The 23058-nt window shown below is 62.4% G+C and carries 21 protein-coding genes and 1 tRNA gene; 13 read left to right on the top strand and 9 right to left on the bottom strand.

Annotation, left to right across the window (positions count from 1 at the left end):
- Nucleotides 1–251 precede the first annotated feature (251 nt).
- The gene (locus AC0Z42_RS10275) at nucleotides 252–2405 is read left to right on the top strand and encodes an EAL domain-containing protein (protein ID WP_485468115.1); all 2154 of its coding nucleotides are present in this window, start codon (nucleotides 252–254) and stop codon (nucleotides 2403–2405) included.
- Here AC0Z42_RS10275 and thiL read toward each other — a convergent pair.
- A complete protein-coding gene (gene thiL, locus AC0Z42_RS10270; protein WP_485468114.1) occupies nucleotides 2390–3370 on the bottom strand; it encodes a thiamine-phosphate kinase in 981 nt (326 codons plus the stop codon). The two genes, AC0Z42_RS10275 and thiL, sit on opposite strands and share 16 nt — an antisense overlap.
- Nucleotides 3371–3449: 79 nt before the next feature.
- On the opposite strand from thiL, the gene AC0Z42_RS10265 reads away from it, so the two are divergent.
- Nucleotides 3450–4046: a hypothetical protein gene (locus AC0Z42_RS10265; protein ID WP_485468113.1), complete on the top strand. Its 597-nt coding sequence runs from the start codon at nucleotides 3450–3452 to the stop codon at nucleotides 4044–4046.
- On the opposite strand, the gene AC0Z42_RS10260 is transcribed toward AC0Z42_RS10265, so the two are convergent.
- Nucleotides 4043–4561, bottom strand: coding sequence for a MarR family winged helix-turn-helix transcriptional regulator (locus AC0Z42_RS10260; protein ID WP_485468112.1), 519 nt, complete (start codon nucleotides 4559–4561; stop codon nucleotides 4043–4045). The two genes, AC0Z42_RS10265 and AC0Z42_RS10260, sit on opposite strands and share 4 nt — an antisense overlap.
- Before the next feature lie 119 nt (nucleotides 4562–4680).
- Here AC0Z42_RS10260 and AC0Z42_RS10255 point away from each other — a divergent pair, with 119 nt between their 5' ends.
- The 4 genes from AC0Z42_RS10255 to AC0Z42_RS10240 all read left to right on the top strand — a co-directional run bounded on the left by AC0Z42_RS10255 (nucleotide 4681) and on the right by AC0Z42_RS10240 (nucleotide 9638).
- Nucleotides 4681–5874: an MFS transporter gene (locus AC0Z42_RS10255; RefSeq protein WP_485468111.1), complete on the top strand. Its 1194-nt coding sequence runs from the start codon at nucleotides 4681–4683 to the stop codon at nucleotides 5872–5874.
- Nucleotides 5875–5913: 39 nt separating this feature from the next.
- Nucleotides 5914–6507, top strand: a complete 594-nt coding sequence (locus AC0Z42_RS10250; RefSeq protein WP_485468110.1) for an SMI1/KNR4 family protein — start codon at nucleotides 5914–5916, stop codon at nucleotides 6505–6507.
- The gene (locus AC0Z42_RS10245) at nucleotides 6488–7114 is read left to right on the top strand and encodes an SMI1/KNR4 family protein (protein ID WP_485468109.1); all 627 of its coding nucleotides are present in this window, start codon (nucleotides 6488–6490) and stop codon (nucleotides 7112–7114) included. Before AC0Z42_RS10250 ends, AC0Z42_RS10245 begins: the two co-directional genes overlap by 20 nt.
- Nucleotides 7115–7322: 208 nt before the next feature.
- Complete coding sequence (locus AC0Z42_RS10240; protein ID WP_485468108.1) at nucleotides 7323–9638, top strand: NADP-dependent malic enzyme; 2316 nt, start codon at nucleotides 7323–7325, stop codon at nucleotides 9636–9638.
- Between the two features lie 55 nt (nucleotides 9639–9693).
- Here AC0Z42_RS10240 and AC0Z42_RS10235 read toward each other — a convergent pair whose 3' ends face one another.
- From AC0Z42_RS10235 to AC0Z42_RS10225, 3 genes are all read right to left on the bottom strand, one after another.
- Nucleotides 9694–10491: a hypothetical protein gene (locus tag AC0Z42_RS10235; RefSeq protein WP_485468107.1), complete on the bottom strand. Its 798-nt coding sequence runs from the start codon at nucleotides 10489–10491 to the stop codon at nucleotides 9694–9696.
- Nucleotides 10492–10567: 76 nt separating this feature from the next.
- Nucleotides 10568–11068, bottom strand: coding sequence for a hypothetical protein (locus tag AC0Z42_RS10230; RefSeq protein ID WP_485468106.1), 501 nt, complete (start codon nucleotides 11066–11068; stop codon nucleotides 10568–10570).
- Nucleotides 11069–11165: 97 nt separating this feature from the next.
- On the bottom strand, nucleotides 11166–11576 hold the full coding sequence (locus AC0Z42_RS10225) for a GNAT family N-acetyltransferase (protein WP_485468105.1): 411 nt from the start codon (nucleotides 11574–11576) through the stop codon (nucleotides 11166–11168).
- 103 nt (nucleotides 11577–11679) lie between these two features.
- On the opposite strand from AC0Z42_RS10225, the gene AC0Z42_RS10220 reads away from it, so the two are divergent.
- Entirely contained in the window at nucleotides 11680–12072 is a 393-nt protein-coding gene (locus tag AC0Z42_RS10220) for an Imm10 family immunity protein (RefSeq protein ID WP_485468104.1), read from the top strand.
- 5 nt (nucleotides 12073–12077) lie between these two features.
- On the opposite strand, the gene AC0Z42_RS10215 is transcribed toward AC0Z42_RS10220, so the two are convergent.
- On the bottom strand, nucleotides 12078–13073 hold the full coding sequence (locus AC0Z42_RS10215) for a LysR family transcriptional regulator (protein WP_485468103.1): 996 nt from the start codon (nucleotides 13071–13073) through the stop codon (nucleotides 12078–12080).
- 320 nt (nucleotides 13074–13393) lie between these two features.
- On the opposite strand from AC0Z42_RS10215, the gene AC0Z42_RS10210 reads away from it, so the two are divergent.
- The 6 genes from AC0Z42_RS10210 (at nucleotide 13394) to AC0Z42_RS10185 (ending at nucleotide 18685) form a co-directional block, all read left to right on the top strand.
- Nucleotides 13394–14593 carry a M20 aminoacylase family protein gene (locus tag AC0Z42_RS10210; RefSeq protein WP_485468102.1) on the top strand — a complete coding sequence of 400 codons (1200 nt, stop codon included), beginning with the start codon at nucleotides 13394–13396 and terminating at the stop codon, nucleotides 14591–14593.
- 57 nt (nucleotides 14594–14650) lie between these two features.
- Entirely contained in the window at nucleotides 14651–15970 is a 1320-nt protein-coding gene (locus AC0Z42_RS10205; RefSeq protein ID WP_485468101.1) for an MFS transporter, read from the top strand.
- Nucleotides 15971–16045: 75 nt separating this feature from the next.
- Nucleotides 16046–17125 (top strand): porin, encoded by a 1080-nt coding sequence (locus AC0Z42_RS10200; RefSeq protein WP_485468100.1) that lies wholly within the window; start codon nucleotides 16046–16048, stop codon nucleotides 17123–17125.
- A gap of 54 nt (nucleotides 17126–17179) precedes the next feature.
- Nucleotides 17180–17770, top strand: coding sequence for a GNAT family N-acetyltransferase (locus AC0Z42_RS10195; RefSeq protein WP_485468099.1), 591 nt, complete (start codon nucleotides 17180–17182; stop codon nucleotides 17768–17770).
- Nucleotides 17771–17843: 73 nt separating this feature from the next.
- Nucleotides 17844–18230, top strand: a complete 387-nt coding sequence (locus tag AC0Z42_RS10190) for a BPSL0067 family protein (RefSeq protein ID WP_485468098.1) — start codon at nucleotides 17844–17846, stop codon at nucleotides 18228–18230.
- Nucleotides 18231–18238: 8 nt separating this feature from the next.
- Nucleotides 18239–18685 (top strand): STY0301 family protein, encoded by a 447-nt coding sequence (locus AC0Z42_RS10185; protein WP_485468097.1) that lies wholly within the window; start codon nucleotides 18239–18241, stop codon nucleotides 18683–18685.
- A 69-nt stretch (nucleotides 18686–18754) separates the two neighbouring features.
- Here AC0Z42_RS10185 and AC0Z42_RS10180 read toward each other — a convergent pair.
- From AC0Z42_RS10180 to AC0Z42_RS10170, 3 genes are all read right to left on the bottom strand, one after another.
- Nucleotides 18755–18841: transfer RNA gene (locus AC0Z42_RS10180), tRNA-Leu, on the bottom strand.
- A 149-nt stretch (nucleotides 18842–18990) separates the two neighbouring features.
- Nucleotides 18991–20313, bottom strand: coding sequence for an enoyl ACP reductase FabMG family protein (locus tag AC0Z42_RS10175; RefSeq protein WP_485468096.1), 1323 nt, complete (start codon nucleotides 20311–20313; stop codon nucleotides 18991–18993).
- A 248-nt stretch (nucleotides 20314–20561) separates the two neighbouring features.
- Entirely contained in the window at nucleotides 20562–22958 is a 2397-nt protein-coding gene (locus tag AC0Z42_RS10170) for a DNA polymerase II (protein ID WP_485468095.1), read from the bottom strand.
- Nucleotides 22959–23058 lie beyond the last annotated feature (100 nt).

The following is a 23058-nucleotide window of genomic DNA, read 5'->3' as shown; positions in this document are numbered from 1 at the left end:
CCGGGGGTATCCACTGTAGCACGGCGGGCCTGGCGGCGAACAGCGCACGTGATATATGAAGTTCCCCTTTTGATAGTGAAACTGCGTACACTTATTTGTATATTTGCCAGCAATTGGGTCCCGCAATTGTTGCTGTGGTCGCTAATGCCGTACAGCAATGTACTGCTGCCCGCTGGATAAACTTTTTATGATTGCTTGTCATGGCGCTTTTGAATCAAGGGCAAGACAACGGTTTTTCCAGACGCCAGCGTATGGCTGAATTGCGGCGCTTGCGCGGCGCGATGGACGCTGCCAGCGATGCCATCTTCCTGGTCGACATGTCGAGCATGGCGCTGGTCGATGTCAACCTTGGCGCCTGCCGCCTGCTGGGCTTTGCGCGCGAGGAGCTGCTGGCGCTGGCGCCCGGCGTGCTGCTGCCGGCGCCGCCCTTGCCGCCGGCCGGCATGCCTGATGCGCCGGGCCATCTGGCGCTGGAGGCCAGCGAATGCGAACTGCTGCGGCGCGACCTGAGCCTGGTGCCTGTCGAGTTGAAATGGCACTGGCATGCGCAGGCCACCGATGATGTCGACGCTGGCGACGGGCCGCTGCTGATTGCCGTGGCGCGCGATATCAGCGAGCGGCGCCAGGTGCAGGAACGCCTGAAACAGCTGGCCCATTACGACAGCCTGACGGGCTTGCCGAACCGCAGCCTGTTCTACCAGACGCTGGCGCAGGCGGTCGAACTGGCGCAGGAAAAATCCTGGCGCATCGTGGTGCTGTTCATCGCGCTGGACCGTTTTAAAAGCATCAACGACACCCTGGGCGCGGCCCTGGGCGACGAATTGCTGCGCCAGTTCAGCAACCGCCTGGTGGCCTGCGTGCGCCTGCGCGATACGGTAGGACGGCTGGGCAACGATGAGTTCGCGCTGATCCTGACCATGAGCCGCAACCAGCAGGAAGCGGTGGCGGTGGCCAACCAGGTGCGCGAAACGCTGCGTGCGCCGTTCGACCTGCGCGGCCATGCGGCAACCCTGACGGCCAGCATCGGCATCGCCATGTATCCCGACGACGCCACCGACCCCGAAACCCTGGTCAGGTACGCCAATACGGCGATGGGCGGCGCCAAGCAGGCCGGGCGCGACGGCTACCGTTTCTTCACGGCCGGCATGAACGTGCAGGTACTGGCGCGGCTGGGCCTGGAACTGGCGCTGCGCCATGCGCTCGAACACGAGCAGTTTATCCTGCACTACCAGCCCAAGGTGGACCTGCGCACCGGCCGCATCAGCGGCGTGGAAGCCCTGCTGCGCTGGCGCCGTCCCGGCTATGGCCTGGTGGCGCCGGCCGAATTCGTGCCGGTGCTGGAAGACACCGGCCTGATCGGAAGGGTCGGCGCGTGGGTGATCCAGGCCGCCTGCCGCCAGATCGCGCAGTGGCGCGACGAGGGCGTGGGGCCGGTGCGGGTGGCCGTCAATGTATCGAGCCGCCAGTTTGCCGAAGGCGATCTGGAAGCCGAAGTGACGCAGGCGCTGGCGCGCTACCTGGTGCCGGCCGAACTGCTGGAACTGGAGCTGACGGAAACGGCGCTGATGTCGAACGCCGAGCGCACCATCGTCGTGCTGGGCAAGCTCAAGAAAATTGGCGTCAAGGTGGCCATCGACGACTTCGGCACCGGCTACTCCAGCCTGGCGTATCTGCAGCGTTTTCCGATCGACAAGCTGAAAATCGATATCGCGTTCGTGCGCAACATTACCAGCAGCCCCAACGACGCGGCCATCGCGCTGGCCATCATCAGCATGGCGCACAGCCTCAAATTGAGCGTGGTGGCCGAGGGCGTCGAATCGCGCCCGCAGCTTGAATACCTGCGGCGCAACCGCTGCGATGAAATCCAGGGCTTTTACTTCAGCCGCGCCCTGCCTGCGCTGGAACTGGGCCAGATCATCGTTGCCGGTGCCGGCCTGCCGCCCGGCCACGACCCGGCCGCGCAACCGGCGCAAACCCTGTTGATCGTCGACGAAGACGTCAATGTGCTGTCGTCGCTGCACCGCTTGTTCCGCCCCGACGGCTACCATATCCTGACGGCCAGCACGCCGGCCGAAGGCTTTGAAATGCTGGCCCTGCACCGCGTGCACGTGATCGTCTGCGACCAGCGCATGCCCGGCCTCAGTGGCACCGAATTTCTCAGCAAGGTCAAGGAACTGTACCCGGAAACCATCCGCATCATCCTGTCCGGCTACACCGGCCTCGAAGCCGTGCTCGACTCGATCAACCGCGGCGCCATCTACCGTTTTTATACCAAGCCGTGGAATGACGCCCAGCTGCGCGACAATATCCGGCTGGCGTTTCAGCATTACTGGATGGTCAACCAGCCGGGGGTGGGGCGTACTGCCGTTCGCCAGGACGGGCGTTCAAGTCAATCGCTGAAATGATCAAACGAGCTGAGCCTCAGATCCAGCGCCGCGCCGTTGGCGTCTACCAGGCGCAAGCCGGGCTCGGCCTCGACGTGCCCCGCGCGCGTGACGGCGGTTTCACATTGATGTGCCAGTGCGGCAATCGCGGCGCGTGACGAGGCCGGCGCCGTGAAGCAAAGCTCGTAGTCGTCGCCGCCGGCGGCCGTGTAGCGGCGGCGCAGGCCGGTTTCCTGCAGTGCCAGGATGGGGCCGGCGGGCAGGGCATCCACGTTCAGGGTGGCGCCCACCTGCGAGGCTTTCAGAATATGGCCCAGGTCGCCCACCAGTCCGTCCGAGATATCGATGGCGGCGTGCGCCAGGTTACTTTCGGCCAGGGCGCGGCCCAGCGCCACGCGCGGCGTCGGTGTGTGCATGCGCACCGCTGCCCTCGCCAGCTGGTCGGCCGACAAGGCATGCTCCATGCGGTAGCCGGCCAGCGCCAGGCGCGCGTCGCCGACGCTGCCGCTGATCCAGATATCGTCGCCAGGCGCGGCGCGGCTGCGGCGCAGCGCCTGCCCGGGAGCCAGTTCGCCAAACACGGTGATGCAGATATTCAAGGGCCCCTTGGTGGTGTCGCCGCCGATCAATTCGCAATCGTGCGCATCGGCCAGCGCAAACAGGCCTTCGGCAAAGCCGGCCAGCCAGGCGCGGTCCGCTTGCGGCAAGGCCAGCGCCAGGGTGAACGCGACCGGGCGCGCGCCCATGGCGGCCAGGTCCGACAGGTTCACGGCCAGGCTTTTATGGCCCAGCTTGCGCGGATCGGCGCCGGCAAAGAAATGCCGGTCTTCCACCAGCATGTCCGACGAGATCGCTATCTGCTTGCCGGCCGAGGGCGTCACCAGGGCGCAGTCGTCGCCGATGCCAAGCGTGGCGCGCCCGGGCCGCTGGCGCACGAAATACTGTTTGATCAGGTCGAATTCGGAAAGGTTGTCTGGCTGGGCCATGGTCGATTGCATTAGTGTGCCGGGACTCGATTATAGGCTGGCCTACAATGCCCATCGTTTCCATTTTTGTTGAGCCGCCATGAGCACTCTCGATATCCATGCCGTGTTGCAGTTGTATCTGCGTGATGGCGTGTTGCGCGACCCCGCCGTGATGGGCTTGCACAGCTTCGCGCGCGAGGAACTCGAAGCGCGCGGTTTTGATGCCTGCGGCAATCCGGCGCAGATCTGCCTGTACGAAGACCAGCGCCGTTTCCGGCGCGCGGGCAGGTCGGTGCTGCTTGCATTCAAAGTGTTTCTCGAGCAGGGCCGCTTGTGCGCGAATGGCCTGGAACTGGGCTATCAGCTAAGGCTGGCGGGCTTGCTGCGCGCCGTGGGCAAGCCAGCCATGCCTGCGTTCAGGGTACTGCTGCGGCGCGACGCGCGCTGTGGCGCCCTGCTGTTCGACAACGGCCTGGTGTTGCAGTTCGCCGCCAATCTGCGCGGCGCGCCACGCCATTATTTCCTGACCCTTGTCGAAGGCCACGTACCGCCACAGGCCGGCAGCGAACTCGACCTGCGCGCGGCCAGCCAGGCGCATGTCGATGCCTTGTACGCCACCCATGCACCGGAGCAACTGCGGCACCTGGTGCGCCGCAATCATGCGCCATTGCAAGAGCTGATCCGCTTGCTGGTCTAGGCTTTTGCCTGCGTCATTCCCTGTAGCAGCTTGGCCAGCAGCTGGCCCAGCTGGCCCTGCTCGCGCGCGGTCAATGCCGCCAGCATGCGCTGCTCGTTGGCGACGTGCAGCAGCACCAGCTTGTCGATCAGTTCCTTGCCCTCGCTGGTGAGCGCCACCAGCACGCCACGCCGGTCGGTCGGGTGTTTCTGCCGCTCGATCAGGCCGGCCGTTTCCAGCCGGTCGATGCGATTCGTCATGCCGCCCGACGACAGCATGGCCGCCTCGTAAAGCGCGGTTGGCGTCAATGCATACGGTGCGCCTGAACGGCGCAAGGTCGCCAGCACATCGAATTCGCCGGGCTGCAGACCATGTTCGGCAAACAGGGGATTGAGCCAGTCGCGCGCCATCAGCTGCGCCACCGTGCCCAGCTGCCCCACCACCTGCATGGCGCGGGTATCGAGCTGCGGCAATTCGCGCTGCCATTGTTCCGCCGCAAACTGGGCCCGCTGGTGTTCCTGCGGAGTGTCGGTCATGCCACCGCCTTTATCTTGACGTCGAGATTGTTTTTAATCTTCATGTTAAGATACTTTTCATCGAGTTAGTTTTGATCAATTATTAAACCATGCGCCTCCCACCGAGGCAAGGACTATCCATGTCATCCCGAACCAACCCGCCGCAGCCCTCTTCCACGGCACTTCTCGTCGTCGCCATCATCTTGCTGGGACTCAATCTGCGCCCCATCCTGGCCGCCATCGGGCCCTTGCTCGGTGTCATCCAGGACAGCACCGGCATCAGCAGTGCCGACGCTGGCCTGCTCACTACGGTGCCGGTGTTTGCGATGGGCTTGTGCGCGCTGGCGGGCGCGCAATTGCAGCGCCGCCTGGGCGTGGTGCGCGGTGTGGGCTTGGGCATCGCCATCATTGCGCTGGCTTGTGCCCTGCGTTGGCCCTTGCACGGCAGCGCCGGCCTGCTCGCCACCGCCGCGCTCGGTGGCCTGGGCATCGCCCTGGTGCAAGCCCTGCTGCCGGCCTTTATCAAGCGCCACTTCCCCCAGCGCGCCGGCCAGCTGATGGGTTTTTATACCACCGGCATCATGGGCGGCGCGGCGCTGGCCGCCGCCTCGGCCTCGCCGCTGGGGCAAATCCTGGGCTGGCAAATGCTGCTGGCGCTGTGGGCGCTGCCGGCCGCCGCCGCGCTGCTGTTATGGCGGCGGGCGGCGGGCAGCCAGCGTGAGGCAGCGAGCGGCGCAGGCGCCAGCTTGCCGGTGGGCAGCGCGCGCGCCTGGCTGCTGATGGTGTTCTTTGGCATCGGTACCGGCGCCTACACCCTGGTACTGGCCTGGCTGCCGCCGTTTTATACCGAACTGGGCTGGAGCGCGGCGCACAGCGGCCTGCTGCTGGGCGCGCTGACCCTGGTGGAAGTGCTGGCCGGCCTGGTGGTATCTGGCATCATCAACCGTTTTCCCGACCGCCGTCCCCTGCTGCTGGCGGTGCTGCTGTCCGTCCTGCTGGGCCTGGCCTGCCTGATCATGGCGCCCACGCTGCTGGCGATCCCGGCCGTGATACTGCTCGGTTGCGGCATCGGCGCGCTGTTTCCGCTGTCCCTGATCGTCAGCATGGACCATGTGACGGAGCCGGCCGGCGCCGGCGCGCTGCTGGGTTTCGTGCAGGGCGGTGGCTACATTATCGCCAGCAGCATGCCATTTATTGCCGGCCTGATCCGCCAGCATTCGTCCAGCCTGGCCCAGGCGTGGCTGGTGATGGCTGCTGGGGTGGTGTTGCTGCTGCTGATCGCGCTGCGCTTTGCCCCGGGTGCTGGCGTGCGCGGGCCGCGCCCCGTGAGCTGATATATTTTGCAGTCTTGTCATCTTGGAAGCCACGCACGCATGGATATCGTCGACCATTATCTGGCAGGATTGCGCCGCGCCTTGTCAGCGACGCCATTGGCACGGCTGGACGCGACCAGCGGCGCCAGCGCACCGCAGCTGCAAACGTTGCTGCAGGCGTTTCCGGAATGCCCTGCCAGCCTGCTTTCCCTGCTGGGCCAGATCAACGGCACCCACTGGGACGATGACGACCACGGCAGCACGGCCGTGCTGATGCTGGGCGCTGACCCGGCCATGGGCAGCTATCCGTATTTTTTGCGTTCGGTCGAGCAGATACTGGAAGACCGGCAGATGTATCCCGACAGCATCGTCGAGATGTATGGCGACCCTCCGGGCGATAATGGCGTCGTGCTCGACAGCCGCATCGACGTGCATGCCAGCGGCACCAGACGGTTGTGCTTTGCGCACTGCATGAACAACGGCGGTACCTCGATGCTGTATCTCGATTTCGTGCCGGCGGCGGGCGGCGTGAGCGGACAGGTGATCCGCACTCTGCACGACCCCGATGAATACCGCGTGATTGCCGCCAGTTTTGACGACTACCTGCAATTGCAGATCAACCAGGAGTATGCCTTTGTCGACCCAGAACAATGATCCCGTCGCGCCGTCGACCGTACTTGAGCGCTACCTGGCTGGCTTGAAACAAGCGCTGCCGCAGCAGTGCATGGCCGAGCTGGCGCTGGCCAGCGGCGCGGGCAGCGAGCAACTGGCGCAGCTGCGGCTGGCCTATCCGCACTGTCCGGCCAGCCTGCTGCAACTGCTGGGCCAATACAACGGTACTTATCACCAGCAATATGCTGGCAAAACGGTGTCGGTGTATATGCTGGGATCTGATGTGTTCGAGTATCCGTATTACCTGAGCTCGGTCGAGCAGATACTCGCAGACCGGCAGCAGAACCAGCGCAGCATTGCCGATATCTATGGCCACTATCTGGAGGAAGATCCTGGCATCGTCGACACGCGCATCGACGCCACGCTTGCACAGGGCCTCCGCCTGTGCTTTTCGCACTGCATGAACAACGGCGGCAGCTCCAGACTGTACGTGGATTTTTCACCCGCGCCGGGCGGCAAGACTGGCCAGATAGTGCGTTTCCTGCACGACCCGGACAGCTACCAGGTGATTGCCGACACGTTTGACGACTACCTGCAGCTGCTGATGGATGGCGAGTATGGCTTCCTGATTGATGATTATTTTGAATGAGATTTTCCCATCACAAAAAAACATTGATATTTGAAAATCGATAGTTTTTCGTGCTGTATTGGTTTGTGCCGGTCCTCGCCTTTACAATGGCGGGTTATGCGCTTTCGTGATATCAGACTATGCTTGCGGAAAATACCTAGCTAATTGAAAGTATCGGTCTGATAAAATCGCGAACACCCCGATCGACCAAACAGGAAGGCAGCACAGCATGGATTCGTCATCTGATAAAAAAGAAGAATTGCGTCAACAATTGCGCCTCGCCGCACTCGAATATCACGAGTTTCCGCGTCCAGGCAAGATCAGCGTGACGCCTACCAAAACACTGACCAACCAGCGCGACCTGGCGCTGGCCTATTCGCCTGGCGTGGCTGCGCCCTGCGAAGAAATCGTCATCGATCCGGCCAACGCCTACAAATACACGGCGCGTGGCAACCTGGTGGCCGTCATCACCAATGGCACAGCGGTGCTGGGCCTGGGCAATATCGGCCCGCTGGCCGCCAAGCCGGTGATGGAAGGCAAGGGCGTGCTGTTCAAGAAGTTCGCCGGCATCGATGTGTTCGACATCGAAATCAACGAACTGGACCCGGACAAGCTGGTCGACATCATCGCTTCGCTGGAGCCGACCTTCGGCGGCGTGAACCTGGAAGACATCAAGGCGCCCGAGTGCTTCTATATCGAACGCCAGCTGCGCGAGCGCATGAAGATTCCCGTCTTCCATGACGACCAGCACGGCACCGCCATCATCGTCGGCGCGGCCATCCTGAACGGCATCCAGTATGTCGGCAAGGATATCAAGAACTGCAAACTGGTGGTGTCGGGCGCCGGCGCCGCCGCGCTGGCCTGCCTGGACCTGATCGTCGACCTGGGCTTCCCGCTGGAAAACATTTTCGTCACCGACTTGGCCGGCGTGGTCTACAAGGGCCGCACCGAACTGATGGACCCGGACAAGGAACGCTTCGCGCGCGACACCGCGGCCCGCACCCTGGCCGAAGTGATCCCGGACGCCGACATCTTCCTTGGCCTGTCGGCCGGCGGCGTGCTGAAACAGGACATGGTCAAAACCATGGCCAAGAACCCGCTGATCCTGGCGCTGGCGAACCCGAATCCTGAAATCCTGCCGGACGACGTCAAAGCCGTGCGTGGCGACGCCATCATCTGCACCGGCCGCTCGGACTACCCGAACCAGGTCAACAACGTACTGTGCTTCCCGTACATTTTCCGTGGTGCCCTCGATTGCGGCGCAACCACCATCACGCGTGAAATGGAAATTGCGGTGGTGCACGCGATCGCCGAACTGGCGCACGCCGAGCAGTCCGACATCGTTGCCACTACCTACGGTTTCACCAGCCTGTCGTTTGGCCCGGAATACCTGATCCCGATGCCGTTCGATCCGCGCCTGTTGATCAAGATCGCACCGGCGGTGGCCAAGGCGGCCGAAGATTCCGGCGTGGCCACGCGTCCTATCCAGGACCTGCAAGCATACGCCGACAGCCTGCAGCAATTCGTGTATCGCAGCGGCACCTTCATGAAGCCGCTGTTCCAGGTGGCGAAGAAAACCGCGATCGAATTGAAACGCATCGTCTACGCCGAAGGCGAAGAAGAGCGCGTGCTGCGCGCGGTGCAAGTAGTGGTCGACGAGAAACTGGCGCGTCCTATCCTGGTGGGTCGTCCTGCCGTGCTGGAAACGCGCATCCAGAAGTTCGGTCTGCGCCTGAAGCAGGGCATCGATTTCGACATCATCAACCCCGATTTCGACGAGCGCTACCGCGATTACTGGACCACGTATTACGAGATGACCAGCCGCAAGGGCGTCACCGAGGAATACGCGAAGCTGGAAATGCGCCGCCGCCACAGCCTGATCGGCTCGATGATGATCCACAAGGGCCATGCCGACGGCATGATCTGCGGCACCTTCGGCACCACCCAATTGCACCTGAAATATATCGACCAGGTGCTGGGCAAGCGCGCCGGCAGCAATGTCTACGCCGCCATGAACGTGCTGATCATGCCCGAGCGCCAGCTGGTGATGGTCGACACCCACGTCAATGAAAACCCGGACGCGGACCAATTGGCCGAGATCACCATCATGGCCGCCGAGGAGATGACGCGTTTCGGTTTGTCGCCGCGCGCGGCTTTGCTGTCGCACTCTAACTTCGGTTCCAGCGACAGCGCCTCGGCGCAGAAGATGCGCGCTGCGCTGGCGATCATCAAGGAACGCGCGCCGGAGCTGGAAATCGACGGCGAAATGCACGGCGATACGGCGCTGGACAGCAAGCTGCGTCACAAGCTGATGCCGAATTCGGACCTGAAACACGACGCCAACCTGCTGGTGATGCCGAACATCGAGTCGGCCAATATCGCCTACAACCTGGTGAAAACGGCTGCCGGCAACGGCATCGCGGTCGGTCCTATCCTGCTCGGCTGCGCCAAGCCAGTGCATATCCTGACGCCATCGGCCACCGTGCGCCGCATCGTCAACATGACCGCGCTGTGCGTGGTCGACGCGGTCGCTCAACGCCTGTGAGCTGAGCGTTCGCGCTGATCGAGAGCCGCCCCATCCGCAAGGAGGGGCGGCTTTTTTACATCGGCGGCATGGTGACGGGCATCGCCGTGGCGAGCGGATAACGGCGCAGGTAGTAGTGGCGGTACAGCATGATCTCGCCCCACACCAGCAGCAACACCGCCAGCGCGAACAGGCCTATGGTGATCTTGAGCGAATTGAAGTAGGTGCTGGACTGGTGCCCGATGGCGTCGATCAGGACCCTCGGCAGGGACTTGTCGAGTTTGCTCAAGTTGCGCAGGTCGGCGCCGGTCAAGGTTTCACCCAGCACGCCGGCCCTGGTAATGAGCTGATCCTGCAGCACCTCGGTCAGCAGCAAGCTGCCGCGGCGCAAGACGAATTCATTGATCCAGCGTTCTTTGCTGCGTTCCCAGTAGCTGCTTGATGTGGGCTGGTAAGCCATGCTTTGCACAAACGGCTCGATCAGGCTGCGCATGCTGACCGGCTGGTCTGGCGCCATCAGTTTTACGCGCTGCTCGAGGTAAATGCGCAGCGCCGGCGCATGGGTTTCGAACACCGGCTGCAGATCGCGCACCAGGGCCTGGTTGACCAGGCGATGCACGCTGTGCACGGCGCCAAACGCGCCGCCGAGGATGGGCAGCGCCAGCAGGATCAACACATAGCTGAACTTGGCCGCCACATGCCAGGCGCGCGGGCGGCGTACCAGCAGGCATTTCCTGGCCAGCTGGTAGCAGATGACGACCGCCACCGCAAAGCCAGTCACGCCGCAAAGCAGCATCCACGGCAGGGCCGTCCACAGCAGTTCGCTGCCGAACGGCAGCAGGCTGCTGCCCCAGTTGGCCAGTTGTGCATTCATGTGCTTTGCCTTGATGATGAATAATCAGGCAAGTATATCTTTTTCGTAATGCAACATCTGCACGCTTGAAGCGAGGTCAGTTGAACGGCGCCAGGTCGAGCCAGACGGCGTAAGACAGGCGCTTGCCATTCCACAGCCCGCCGCCGCGGATCACCGCGTCGCATGAGGTCAACTGGCCGGCCAGGTCCTGGTGGCCCAGGTTGCGGTGCAGGCGCAGCGCATCGCCGTGCGCCAGGTAACCCACCAGCTGGCCATCGATAAAGACGGCGATGGCCTTGTCCTGGAACGGGTTGGCGTCGTCGCACACCAGCAGCGCCAGGCATTTTTCATCGGCATTGCCGGGGCCATGTTCGCCGGCCAGCCTGGCGATTGCCGGCTGGTACATCGCGTCGTTTTCCACTTCCGACGCGTAGCGTCCGCCATCGGTCCAATGATGCGCTGGCGCGCCGGGAGGGATCGCCGGCACGTACTGGCGTATCGACAGCAGCGCCTTGTCCAGCGGTTTGGCCGGTGTGCGGCCGCTGAAGACGTAATACAGCAGGGCGATCACGGTCGCGATGGCAAGCAGGTAAAGCATGGTATCTCTCTGAATTCTAGGGTGGGATGGGCCGCTGGCGGCACCGCGTTGCCGACACTATAGCAAGCCGCCCCCTTGGCCGCCATGCCTGATATTGCTAGCGCTTCATCGCCATCCCCACCGACTTTGGCGCCGTGTGGGTGAAACCGAACTGCGCGTACAGCTGCTGCGCCTGGCCGTCGGCGATCAGGCTGACATACGCGCTGGGCGGCACCTGTTCGTCGATGTAGCGCATGATTTCGCGCATGATCAGCTTGCCCAAGCCACGGCCCTGGTGCGCCGGCAGCACGGCGATATCGACCACCTGGTAAAAGCAGCCGCCGTCGCCGATGATGCGGCCCATGCCGACGATGTCATCGCCTTGCAGCACCTGCACAGCGAACAGCGAGTTCGGCAGTCCTTTGGCCGCCGCTTCCGCAGTCTTCGGGCTGAGTCCGGAAACACTGCGCAGATGGCAATAGGTGGCGACATCGGGAATCGCAAGGCGGGTGGTATAAGGCGTGGACAAGGCGAGCTCCTTGAATGAGTAGGTGAAAGGCAATTATAGATGTGACTATTCGCCAGCTGCCAATTGCGCTATGGTGACGCCATCGACCTCAAGAAAGCACGCCATGTCCGCAGGATTTACCGCCACCGAAATGTCCGTCCTCCACGAGGATGACGCCCTGATCACCACCTTGGGCGCACCTGCCGCCCAAGGCGACCCCGTCTATTTGATGTTCCAGCGCGCCGACGAGTATGACGAACAGGACGTGGCGCTCGGCATGGACGAGCCGTATATCGAATACTGCGGCCAGGAATTTTCCTGGTACGGCCACATGCACGCGGTGATCCTGCACCCCAACCGTTTGTCGGTACAGATGGACGCCGAAGCCGCCATGCAGATGGACGACGACGGCCAGATCGACGTGCGTTTCAACCTGACGCCCGAGCGCTACGCCCAGCTGCAGCAGGCGCTGCGCACCACGTTCGAGGGCTGTGATTACTATCGCGAAGAAGCCTGACACCTTCAGTTTCGTACCACTTCCAGCGAACGGAACAGCCTGTGCAGCGGGCCGTTCTGCGCGCTTGACGCCTCTTGCACCGTTTCCATCAGGGCCGCGATAAAGTCGCCGATGCTGCCGTTGACGGGCGTGTTCCTGCGTGTCAGATAGCTGGTGATATTGTCCGGCATTGCCTCGCGCAAGGGCAACGGCACGATGGCGTGCCGTTCGCGAAGCGCTTCGATCAACGGCCACGGCAGGATAGACAGGATGTCGCTGCCTTCAACCAGGCTCAGCGCCATCATGGCCGAGCGCGCGTAATGGATGCGCCCGGCCTGCCCACTGACGGTAGCGGTCGGCTCCGGCGCGCGATAATGCGAGATGAAAAACTCGCGCAGCGGCGCCTTGTATTGATCGATGTCGTGGCTCAGTATCCACGATTGCCCGGCCAGCGCCGCCAGTGAGCGGGCGTTCTGGCAGGGATGGCCGCTGCGGCACACCACCGCCTGGCCGTAGGCAAACAGCGGCCGGCTGGCCAGCTCGCCGGCACCATCGTCGGCCGGTGCCAGGCCGATCGCCAGGTCGATGCTGCCCTCCCGTAACGCCGCATAGGTGGTGCCCACCGTTTCGTGGAAATGCAGGCTGACATCGGGCCGCTTCTGGACGAAGCGGCGCATGGTGGGCGACAGCAGGGTATTGGCAAACCAGGGCGTGACGCCCACCGACAGCCGGGTTTCCGTATGGCTTTGCAGGCGGTTCAGCTCGCGCATCGCCTGATCCATTTCAGCGACGATCAGCCGCGCCCGCACCAGCAGCGCGCGCCCGCCCTCGGTCAGCACCAGCCCTTGCGACTGGCGCTCGCACAGCCGCATGCCGGCCGTATTTTCCAGTTCCTGCAAACCCTTGCTGACAGCGGCCGCCGACACCCCGAGCGCCAGTCCTGCCAGGCGCAGGCTGCCCTGCTCGGCAATCGCGATCAGGTATTGCAATTGTTGCAGTTTGAATTCAGCCAGACGACTCATGGTTCACCATTAGCACCAAAATAGTGCAAAATTGCTTGAAAATGCACCAATAAAGTGCGTTTGTTTTGAATAATCAACTATTTCACGTCATGTCAACCTTTGCTTGATCCCGCTTCGAGTCAGCTATCCGCGCTGTCCGGATGCCATATTTCCCCTCTGCCCGATGTCGTTCCGGCATCGCCAACGCCATCTTTCCCGCCGCCGCCCCCTGCTGGTGCATGCCAGTTTGCTCCTGAAATGGCATGCATGCTGCAACACCAACATGGACATCGCAGCGCATGCGCCTGCATTGCATACCGATGACTTTAATGGAGACCAGCATGACAGAACACAGCATCGATTCCACCACCCAGCAGCGACTGGTGCCCGGCATTGTAGAGCACTTGGAGGCCAGCGTTGCGCTGCGCCACCAACTCCACGCCCATCCCGAACTGGCTTACCAGGAGTTCGCCACCAGCGACCTGGTGGCGCAGAAGCTCGCAGAATATGGCTACGCGCTGCACCGCGGCCTGGCCGGCACCGGCATCGTCGCAACGTTGAAAAAGGGAACAAGTCCACGCATTATCGGCCTGCGCGCCGACATGGACGCGCTGCCCATCCTGGAACAGACCGGTTTGCCCTACGCCAGCCGCACCGCTGGCGCCATGCATGCCTGCGGCCATGACGGCCATACGGCCACCCTGCTGGCGGCGGCGCGCTATCTGGCGCTTGAATCAGCGTTCGATGGCACCTTGCGCCTGATTTTCCAGCCAGCCGAAGAGGGACTGGGCGGCGCGCGGCGCATGGTCGAGGAAGGCCTGTTCCAGCTGTTTCCCTGTGACGCCATCTTTGCCTTCCACAATATGCCGGGCTTTCCGGTCGGCCGTTTCGGCATGTTGCCCAACGGCTTCATGGCCTCGTCGGACACCGTGCTGATCAAGGTGCTGGGCAACGGCGGCCATGGTTCCATGCCGCACCTGACGGTGGACGCGACGCTGGTGGCCGCGCACATCGTGGTGGCGCTGCAAACGGTGGTGTCGCGTCATATCGATCCGCGCCAGATGGCGGTGGTGACGGTGGGTTCCCTGCACGCCGGCAACGCGCCGAATGTGATCGCCGAAACGGCCGACCTGCAATTGTCGGTACGCGCCTATGCGCCGGAGGTACGCCAGCGCCTGCGCGAGCGCATCTGCGAACTGGTTGAAGCACAGGCCAAAGTGTTTGGCGCGCGCGTCGAGATCGACTACCAGTGGCGTTATCCGGCGCTGCAAAACGATGCGGCGATGACCGGGTTTGCGCGCGCCACGCTCACCGAATGGCTGGGTGAAGACGCCCTGATTCCCGATCTGCAGCCGCTCACCGGCAGCGAGGATTTCTCGTTCATGTTGCAGGCCTGCCCGGGTTGCTACTTGATCATCGGCAATGGCGAAGGCGAGCAGGGCGGCTGCATGGTGCACAACCCGCGCTATGACTTCAATGACGCCATCCTGCCGATCGGCGCGAGCTACTGGGTCAAGCTGGTGGAAAAATTCCTGTCCTGACGGCCGTTGTACCGTTAAACCCGCCCCGTTCATACCTTGTTAAACTGGAAGCCAAGCATGAGTACACACGTCAGCACCATGAACGCCACGGCAGCCGTCAAGCCGCCCTCGAAGGCGAAAAAAATCGCTGCCATCACCATCGGCAACGGTCTCGAGTTTTTTGATTTTTCGATTTATACATTTTTTGCCGCCATTATCGGCCGCCAGTTCTTTCCCGCCACTTCCGAGCTCAGCTCGCTGATGCTGTCGCTGGCGACTTTTGGCGTCGGCTTCCTGATGCGTCCGCTGGGCGGCATCATTATCGGCGGCATCGCCGACCGCAAGGGCCGCAAATATGCGATGACGCTTACCTTGTGGCTGATGGCCGCCGGTTCGGCGCTGTTCATCGTCACCCCGACCTACGCCCAGATCGGTGTTGCCGCGCCGCTGCTGGTGGTACTGGGCCGCCTGATCCAGGGCTTTGCCGTCGGCGGCGAAGTTGGCGCCTCGACCTCGATGCTGATGGAATATGCGAACGACAAGAACCGCGCCTTCTACAGCAGCTGGCAATTGTTCAGTCAGGCGCTCAGCACCCTGGTGGGTGCCGGCGTGGGCTTGAGCTTGACGTATATCCTGACCACCGAGCAGCTTGAAAGCTGGGGCTGGCGCCTGCCCTTCGTGTTCGGCATGCTGCTGGTACCGCTCGGCTATTACATCCGCCGCGTGCTTGATGAAACCGCCGACCCTTCCGCGCTGGAAGCCGACCAGGCGGGTGGCAAGCATGCGCCTTCGGCCCTGGGCGAAATCTGGCGCGATCATCGGCGTGCACTGGTGCTGGGCACGGCCATCATTATCGGCGGTACCTCGGCCAACTACATCGTCCTGCACTACATCACGACGTATGCCAAGGCGGTGCTGCACATGCCATTCGAGCTGGCGCTGTGGGCGTCCTGGATCGGCGGCCTGGCGCAGCTGCTGCTGTGCGGCCTGGCCGGCATTATTACCGACCGCATCGGCCGCAAGCCCGTTGCCACCTGGTCGCGCGTGGCGCTGATGCTGCTGGTGTTCCCTGCCTTCATGCTGATGGACTACAGCCGCAACGCGCTGGGCCTGTTTTCCGCCGTGATCATCATGGTAATTCCGCTGGTATTTACCTCGGTGTCGACCATCGTGCTGATGACCGAACAGTTTCCGCGCCGCGTGCGCGCCACCGGCCTGTCGCTGTGCTACGGCATCGGCGTATCGATCTTTGGCGGCTTTTCGCAATTGATCGCCACCTGGCTGGTAAAAGTCACCGGCTCCAACCTGGGGCCGGCCTGGTACGTCATCGGCACCGGCCTGGTATCGCTGGTGGCCGTCTCCCTGTGCCGCGAAAAAGCCGGCCAGCAACTCGACTAGTTTCCCTCTCATCCAAGAAGCATCGCGCGCAGCCAACCGGCTGCGCGTGGGACCCCTTTACCTTTTTGAAAACCGATGACGATGAAAAAAATCCTGATGGCGGCTATCCTGGGCCACGCCTTTTACGCCGCCCATGCCGGCGCGGCCGACCATTCCAGCATACACCTGTTCGGCGTGGCCGACGCCGCCGTGGCCTACAGCAACGGCGGCGACCATACGGTCAAGCTCAACAGCGGCATGGGCTCGACCTCGCGCTTCGGCCTGACCGGCACCGAAGACCTGGGCGGCGGTTATACCTTGAGCTTCCTGCTGGAAAGCGCCGTGGGTCTGGACACGGGTAGCGCCGGCGGTACCACCTTGCAGCGCGACAGCAGTCTGTTCAATCGTGAAGCCAACATCACGCTCGGCTCGCCTCACACCGGCTACCTCAAGCTCGGGCGCCAATACCCGGCCATGATGTCGCTGGCGCTCGACCCATTCCTGGGCGTGTCCGGCTTTTCGCCGTTCACCTCCATCGTCGGCGGCAATAGCGACCTCGGCAATGGTGCCTCGATGGGGGACTCGCGCATCAGCAACGCCATCTCCTACACCACCATGAACCTCGGCGGCGTCACCAGTCAGGTGCTGTACGCGCCGCGCGAGCGCACTGACGCCGGCTATCACCGGACGGCTGACTACGGCATCGAGGCGCACTTTGCCCGCGGTCCGTTGCTGTACCTGGGTGGCCAATACAATGTGGTCTACACCGACCCCACCGCGCTGGCGCCGGCCGTCAAGAATATCTGGAGCGGCGTCGGCGTACAGTACCAGCTGGGTACCTCCACACTCGGCTATTCGCTCAACGTCATCGCCCCCGAGACGGCCGGCTCGCGGGTCGCGCAAAACCACATGCTCAGCCTGGTCTACCAGCCGAAGCCCCGCCACACAGTGCAGCTGGCGCTGATGTACCGCAATGTGGCCGGCCATCATGCCCTGAACTCATTCACGGCCGGTTTCGGCTACAGCTACAACTTCTCGAAAACCGCGTCCATCTACACCCGCATCGGTGGCGTGCTCAACAACAGCGAAGGCATCTCGACCCTGGCCGCCACGCCGGTCAGCGCAGCCGGCAATGACGTGCGGGTGCTGGCGCTGGGCATACGCAGGCGGTTCTGAGCCGGCGCGCTATCATGTCCTTCCGATACCCATCACGGAAGGACGGTTCAGCACATGGATCTGGCGCAACCAACCCTCAGCGGCAGCATCGTTGCCTTGATTCCCCTGCAAGCGGAGCATGGCCCGGTGCTGCTGCGCGCGGCGCAAGACGGCCAGTTATGGCAGTCGACACTGACCAACATACCCGGTCCCGGCACCATCGACCAATACATCGCCACCGCACTGGCCGGGCGACAAGCCGGCACCGTCATGCCCTTCGTCATCGTGCACCGCGCCACCGGCACCATCGTCGGCAGTACGCGCTTGTGGAAGATCGACCGGGCCAACCGCAAGCTGGAAATCGGCCACAGCTGGCTGGCCGCCTCGATGCAGCGCACCGGCGTCAATACGGAAGCGAAACTGCTATTGCTGACGCATGCCTTCGACATCATGCAAGCTGTGCGCGTGCAGTTCACCACCGACGAGCTGAACGAAAAATCGCGCGCGGCGATCTTGCGCCTGGGCGCGGTACAGGAAGGCATCGTGCGCCATGAACGCATCATGCCGGATGGGCGCAAGCGCAATTCGGTGCGCTTCAGCATGATCGATACGGAGTGGGAGGCGGTCAGAAAGGTATTGGAGCGGCGGTTGGCAAATCACCGGTAGTTTGTTTTCCTTCAAGCGGGAACCCGCTACCGGGCTGTACCGTAAGGCACTTCTTCACAACCGGGAGAGCAAGATGCCTTACATCTATAGCAGAGTCGATGAGCTTGAAAAAACCACGATGGCAGGCAACCATCAATGTGTGGCATTGATCAGGGAGTTTGCCGGTGCGCCGCTAACCCTGGCATGGCGGCAGGGCGAGGCGGTCATGGGAAATCTACTCATCAAGAAAGGTACTGCCATCGCCACTTTTGTGGACGGCAGGTATGCGAATCGCTCGTATGGCAATCACGCCGCAATTTACCTGGGCCAGACACCTGCTGGAATACTCGTGATGGATCAGTGGGCAGGGAAACGGCTGGGTGTCATCTCGTCGCGCAGTTTACGTGCCAAGGGAAAATACAAGAATGCCCTGTATATCGATCCCAGTAACAATGCCGATGCCTTCTTCGTGATCGAATAGGAGCCGCGATGCAGAACCATTGCTTCCAAGTGTGCAAGATCATTCTTGCTGGCACGGCCTGCGGTATTTTTCCTGCATTGGCTGGCGCCGCCTCCTCGCCCATTTGTCCCACCAGTATTCCAGAGACCTCCATCAAGCTCGAACCGATTCCTGCGGGCTGGACCTCATATATCGCCAGCCCGCTCTATCTGAACTCGGCGGCGCCTGTCGACGGACCACCGCAGCGTAAAGGAGAACTGGTTCCCACGGCACAGCGCAAGGCAAAAGGACAAACCATTTTTGCCTATCAACTTGATGGCACTTTTCCTGAGGGGAAATGGCTGCAGTGCAGTTATGGCGAATATGGTCAAGTGGCATTGTCGAAAAGAATCGATGACAGCATCAGGCGTTGCGAGGTCAGCTACAGGCAAGGCAGCAAGGCGGGGCAGAACGAGATTGGCATCGATTGCCGTTAGCGCAACAACAAAAAACCCGCCTTCATCTGGAGATGGGCGGGTCTGAGTGGTGCTGCTGAAACTTGATCTTGGTGCCGGGAGCCGGAATCGAACCGGCACGCTGTTTCCAGCGCGGGATTTTGAGTCCCGTGCGTCTACCTATTCCGCCATCCCGGCAACGCGAGACGCATTATTACTGATTTATCCGGTTCCGGCAAGTTTTTTGCTTGGCCTATCATTTATATCGTTTGCAACCCACCCGTACCAGCCAAGAAAAACGCCGCCTCAGGTGCGAACCTGGGCGGCGTTGTGTCGGCTACAGCAGCTTAAGCCGGGTTATGCACCGAGCTCAGCTGACGCGCGATGATGTCGTGGTTGAGCCAGATGACCGGCGCTTGCGGGTCCGACATGGTGTGGAACATCAGCGGGCCGGTGCCTTCCAGGACCAGCGAACTGAGGTGGTCGGTGATCAGTTCCTTGCGGTCTTTGTGCAGCTTGGTGATGTCGTCGGAGGTGCCGATCATGACTTCGGCCAGTTCCGGCGTGTTGTCCATCGGCCAGGCGGCGAAGTTGCGGAAATGGACGCTGGTGGCGTCGCCGTTGTAGGCGGCGATGCGGTCGAGCAGGTCTTGCAGCGAGGTGCCGTCTTCCAGCAGGGCCTGGCAGGTTTCCCATTGCTGTTCGGCCCAGGCGCCGCCGCCTTCTTTTTTCAGCGCGTCGAGCAGGGGGAACAGCGACAGTTCCACGCCGACGAAAATGTCGGACGAGTTGGTGCGGATTTCCGGGCAGTTGAAGACGGTGGCCTTGATGCCTTTGTCCCACGCGGCCTTGGCGACGTTTTCCAGGCGCATCTTGGCCAGGCCCTGGGTGTAGTTGCTGTAGGTCTGCCACTGGTACTTGCCGTCGATCAGGATCTCGGTGCCGTGGTAGCCGTAGGCGCTGTAGCGCACCTGGCCGCCGGCCTGTTCGATGCGGTTGCGGATGGCGGCGCTGCCGTCGATCAGGTGCTGCAGCGTGTTGGCGGTGACTTCGTCGAAGTTCATCAGGATCAGCTTGCCCAGGTCGCTGTCGAGCAGGGCGCGCGAGGACATGAAGCGCTCGCCGCGGCCTTTGTAGATGCGGTTGGCGATCGCCAGGAAGACTTTCACCTTCGGAATGCCGCCAGCCATGGTGTGGGCGAAGTAGACATTGCTGCCGTCAGGAATCAGGGTGTCGAGCTCGGCCATGGCTTTCGCTACCGAGGCGGTGAAGCGGGCCGTGCCGGCTGCGCGCGAACGCTCGATTTTTTCCCAGTCCAGCTTGTCTTCCTGCCAGCTTTTCAGGCTCAAGCCCGACAGCAGCGCGGTCGGCGTCGGTTCGCCTTCCGGCGCGTCGAGGTCGAAACCGGCCATCAGCGGCACATTGATGATGCGCCCACCCAGGTTGGCTTCGGCTTCGGCCAGCTCTTCCGCGTTCAAGGGGCGCAGCGCCAGGTTTTCATCGCGGCGGCCCACCGTCATGCCGACGATGTTCATGCCTGCCTTGCGCGCCTCGTCCAGCAGGCCATTGACATAGCCCCGGCCGAACAGCTCGCCAAACAGCACAAAGGTATCGCCTTTGCGGAAAATGTTTTTTTGCGGAATGTCTCTTAAGGACGTGATCTCGGTCATGGTGTATTCAATCTAAAAATAACAGGCAAGGGGCAAGCGAGGCCGCCGTGCTTGCAGGTTCAACATCGGTGCAGTATGCGCCACTTCAGCCGTGTCATCCCGGCCGGGGCGCATCTTCTTGTCACTGGTACAGCTCTTGTTCTTTCGCCATGGCGTATTTTACGCCTGTGCAGGCTTTGATGCCGTTGGCCGAGGCCGGGCAGGCGCCGATATTACCTCATGGCCGGGGCAAGGCAAGCAAAATCGTTTCAAAATAGGTTGTGCTGGCGTGAAATCAGCTTGGAAAAGTCGTCGCCAAGGAAGGGCAATATGGCGTCGGCCACCGGTTGCAGCTGCTTGCCCAGGTAATGTTCATAGTCGATGGGCGAGCGCTGCGTCTCCAGCGGTTCGGGGCCGGCCACCGTGATCACATAGCTGATCCAGCCGCCGTTCTGGTATTGCAAGGGGCGCCCTTGCGCCAGGTTGTAGGCGTCGGCCGTGCGCGCGGCGCGCACATGGGGCGGCACGTTGCGCTGGTAGTCGTCGAGCGGGCGGCGCAGGCGCTTGCGGTAGACCAGCAGCGCGTCGAATTCGCCGGCCAGGGTGCGCTCGACATAGTCGCGCACGTAATCCTGGTAAGGCGTGCGCTGGAAGATGCGCAAATACAAGGCTTGCTGGAATTGCTGGGCCAGCGGGGTCCAGTCGCTGCGCACCGTTTCCAGGCCCTTGTAGACCATCTGTTCGCTGCCGTCGGGCTTGCCTACCAGGCCGGCATAGCGCTTCTTGCTGCCTTCTTCCGAGCCGCGAATGGTCGGCATCAGAAAGCGCCGGTAATGGGTTTCGAATTGGAGTTCCAGCGCGCTGTCGAGGCTGAATTCCTCGCGCAGATAGCGCGTCCACCAGGCGTTGACGTGCGCCACCAGCGCGCGACCGATCTTGCCGGCCGCCTCGTCGTCATGCGCGCTATTGAGCCAGACAAAGGTGGAATCGGTGTCGCCATAGATCACCTGGTAGCCCTGTTCGGTGATCAGTTCGCGCGTGCGGTGCATGATGTCGTGGCCGCGCAAGGTGATTGAGGAGGCCAGGCGCGGATCGAAAAAACGGCAGCCGCTCGATCCCAAGACGCCATAAAAGGCGTTCATGATGATTTTCAGCGCTTGCGACAGCGGCCCGTTGCGTTCGCGCTTGGCGACCTCGCGGCCTTGCCATACCTGCTTGACGATGGCGGGCAAACAATGCTTTTCGCGCGAGAACAGCGCGCCGCGATAGCCGGGCACGGGATTGACCTCGCCCTCGCGCGTGCCCACCACCAGCCCCACCGGGTCGATCAGGAAGGTGCGGATAATCGACGGGTACAGGCTTTTGTAGTCGAGCACCAGCACCGAGTCGTACAGGCCCGAGCGCGAATCCATCACGAAGCCGCCCGGGCTGTTGTCGCCCTGCACGTCGCCGAGGTTGGGCGCCACATAGCCTTGCCGGTGCATCAGCGGCAAATACAAATGTTCGAACGCGGCCACCGAACCCCCGCTGCGGTCGGCCGCCAGGCCCGTCACGCTGGCCCGTTCCAGCAAAAAGGTCAACAGTTCGGTTTTCGCAAAGATGCGCGTGACCAGTTCGCAATCCTTGAGGTTGTAGCGCGCCAGGGCCGGCTTGTCTTCGCGAAAGCGGCGGTCGATCTCGGCCATGCGTTGGTACGGATTGTCGATCGATTTACCCTCACCCAGCAGGGTTTGAGCCACGTTGTCCAGGCTGAACGAGGAAAAATTCCAGGTCGCCGATTTCAGCGCCTCGATGCCGTCGATGATCAGGCGGCCGGCGGCGGCGGCGAAATAATGCTCCTGCTTGCCGCCATGTTCGCGCCACTCCAGCTCGGCGCCGCCGCGCCCCAGCAGCAAAGGCACGCGATGGCGCTGGGCCTGCTCGCGCAGCACGCGCAAGTCGAACTGCACCACGTTCCAGCCGATGATGGCGTCCGGGTCGTGGCGTGCCATCCAGCTGTTGAGGCGCTCGATCAGCTGGCCGCGGCTGGCGCAGTATTCCAGGTCGAAGTCGAGTTTCTCGTCGCCGCCGTTTTTCGGCCCCAGCATATACACCTGGCGCTGGCCGCAGCCTTCGAGTGCGATCGAATACAGCTCGCCATGGGCCGTGGTTTCGATATCGAGCGAGGCCAGTTTCAAGGCCGGCCGGTAGCCGGGTGCGGGTTTCAGGTGCAATTGCTGCCCGGCTTCGTCTTCGAAGGCGACCGGCGCCGTGATAAAGCGCTCCATCAGGTAGCGCTCGGGCGGGCGGATATCGGCCTCGTACACGTCCACGCCGTGCGCGCGCAGGTGTTTTTCCAGCTTCAGCAGCTGCCGGTAGTGCTTGCAATACAGTCCCAGCACCGGGCGGTGGTGAAAATCGCACAGGGTCAAGGGCCGCAAGTCGGCGTCACGCTCGCCGCGCAGCAGCAGTTCGGCCTGCTCTTTTTGTTCAAGCGGTATAAAGGCGACCGAAGTCTGCGGCGGCAGGCGTACCTGGCGCGGGCCGGCATCGGTCGCCAGCCAGAGATCGACCTGGGTGCCGTCGCGGCTGTCGCGCCAGTGGCGGGTCAGGATAAAGCCCTGTTGTAAAGATTGCACGTTGACCTTGCTGTAAGAATGGCTCTGCGCCATCGCGCTGGGCTGCATGGTAATCCAAATGCGCGCCGCTGAATATGCCGCCAGGGCGCATGCCGTGCGGCATCGGCTGTTGGGCTCTAGTAAAATAGCACCACTTTCACCGCCTGAC

It is taken from the genome of Janthinobacterium sp. 1L-D-8-B-C4 (genome assembly GCF_057291295.1).
Note: the sequence above shows the minus strand (reverse complement) of the source record. Positions and strands in the feature narration are given on the sequence as shown.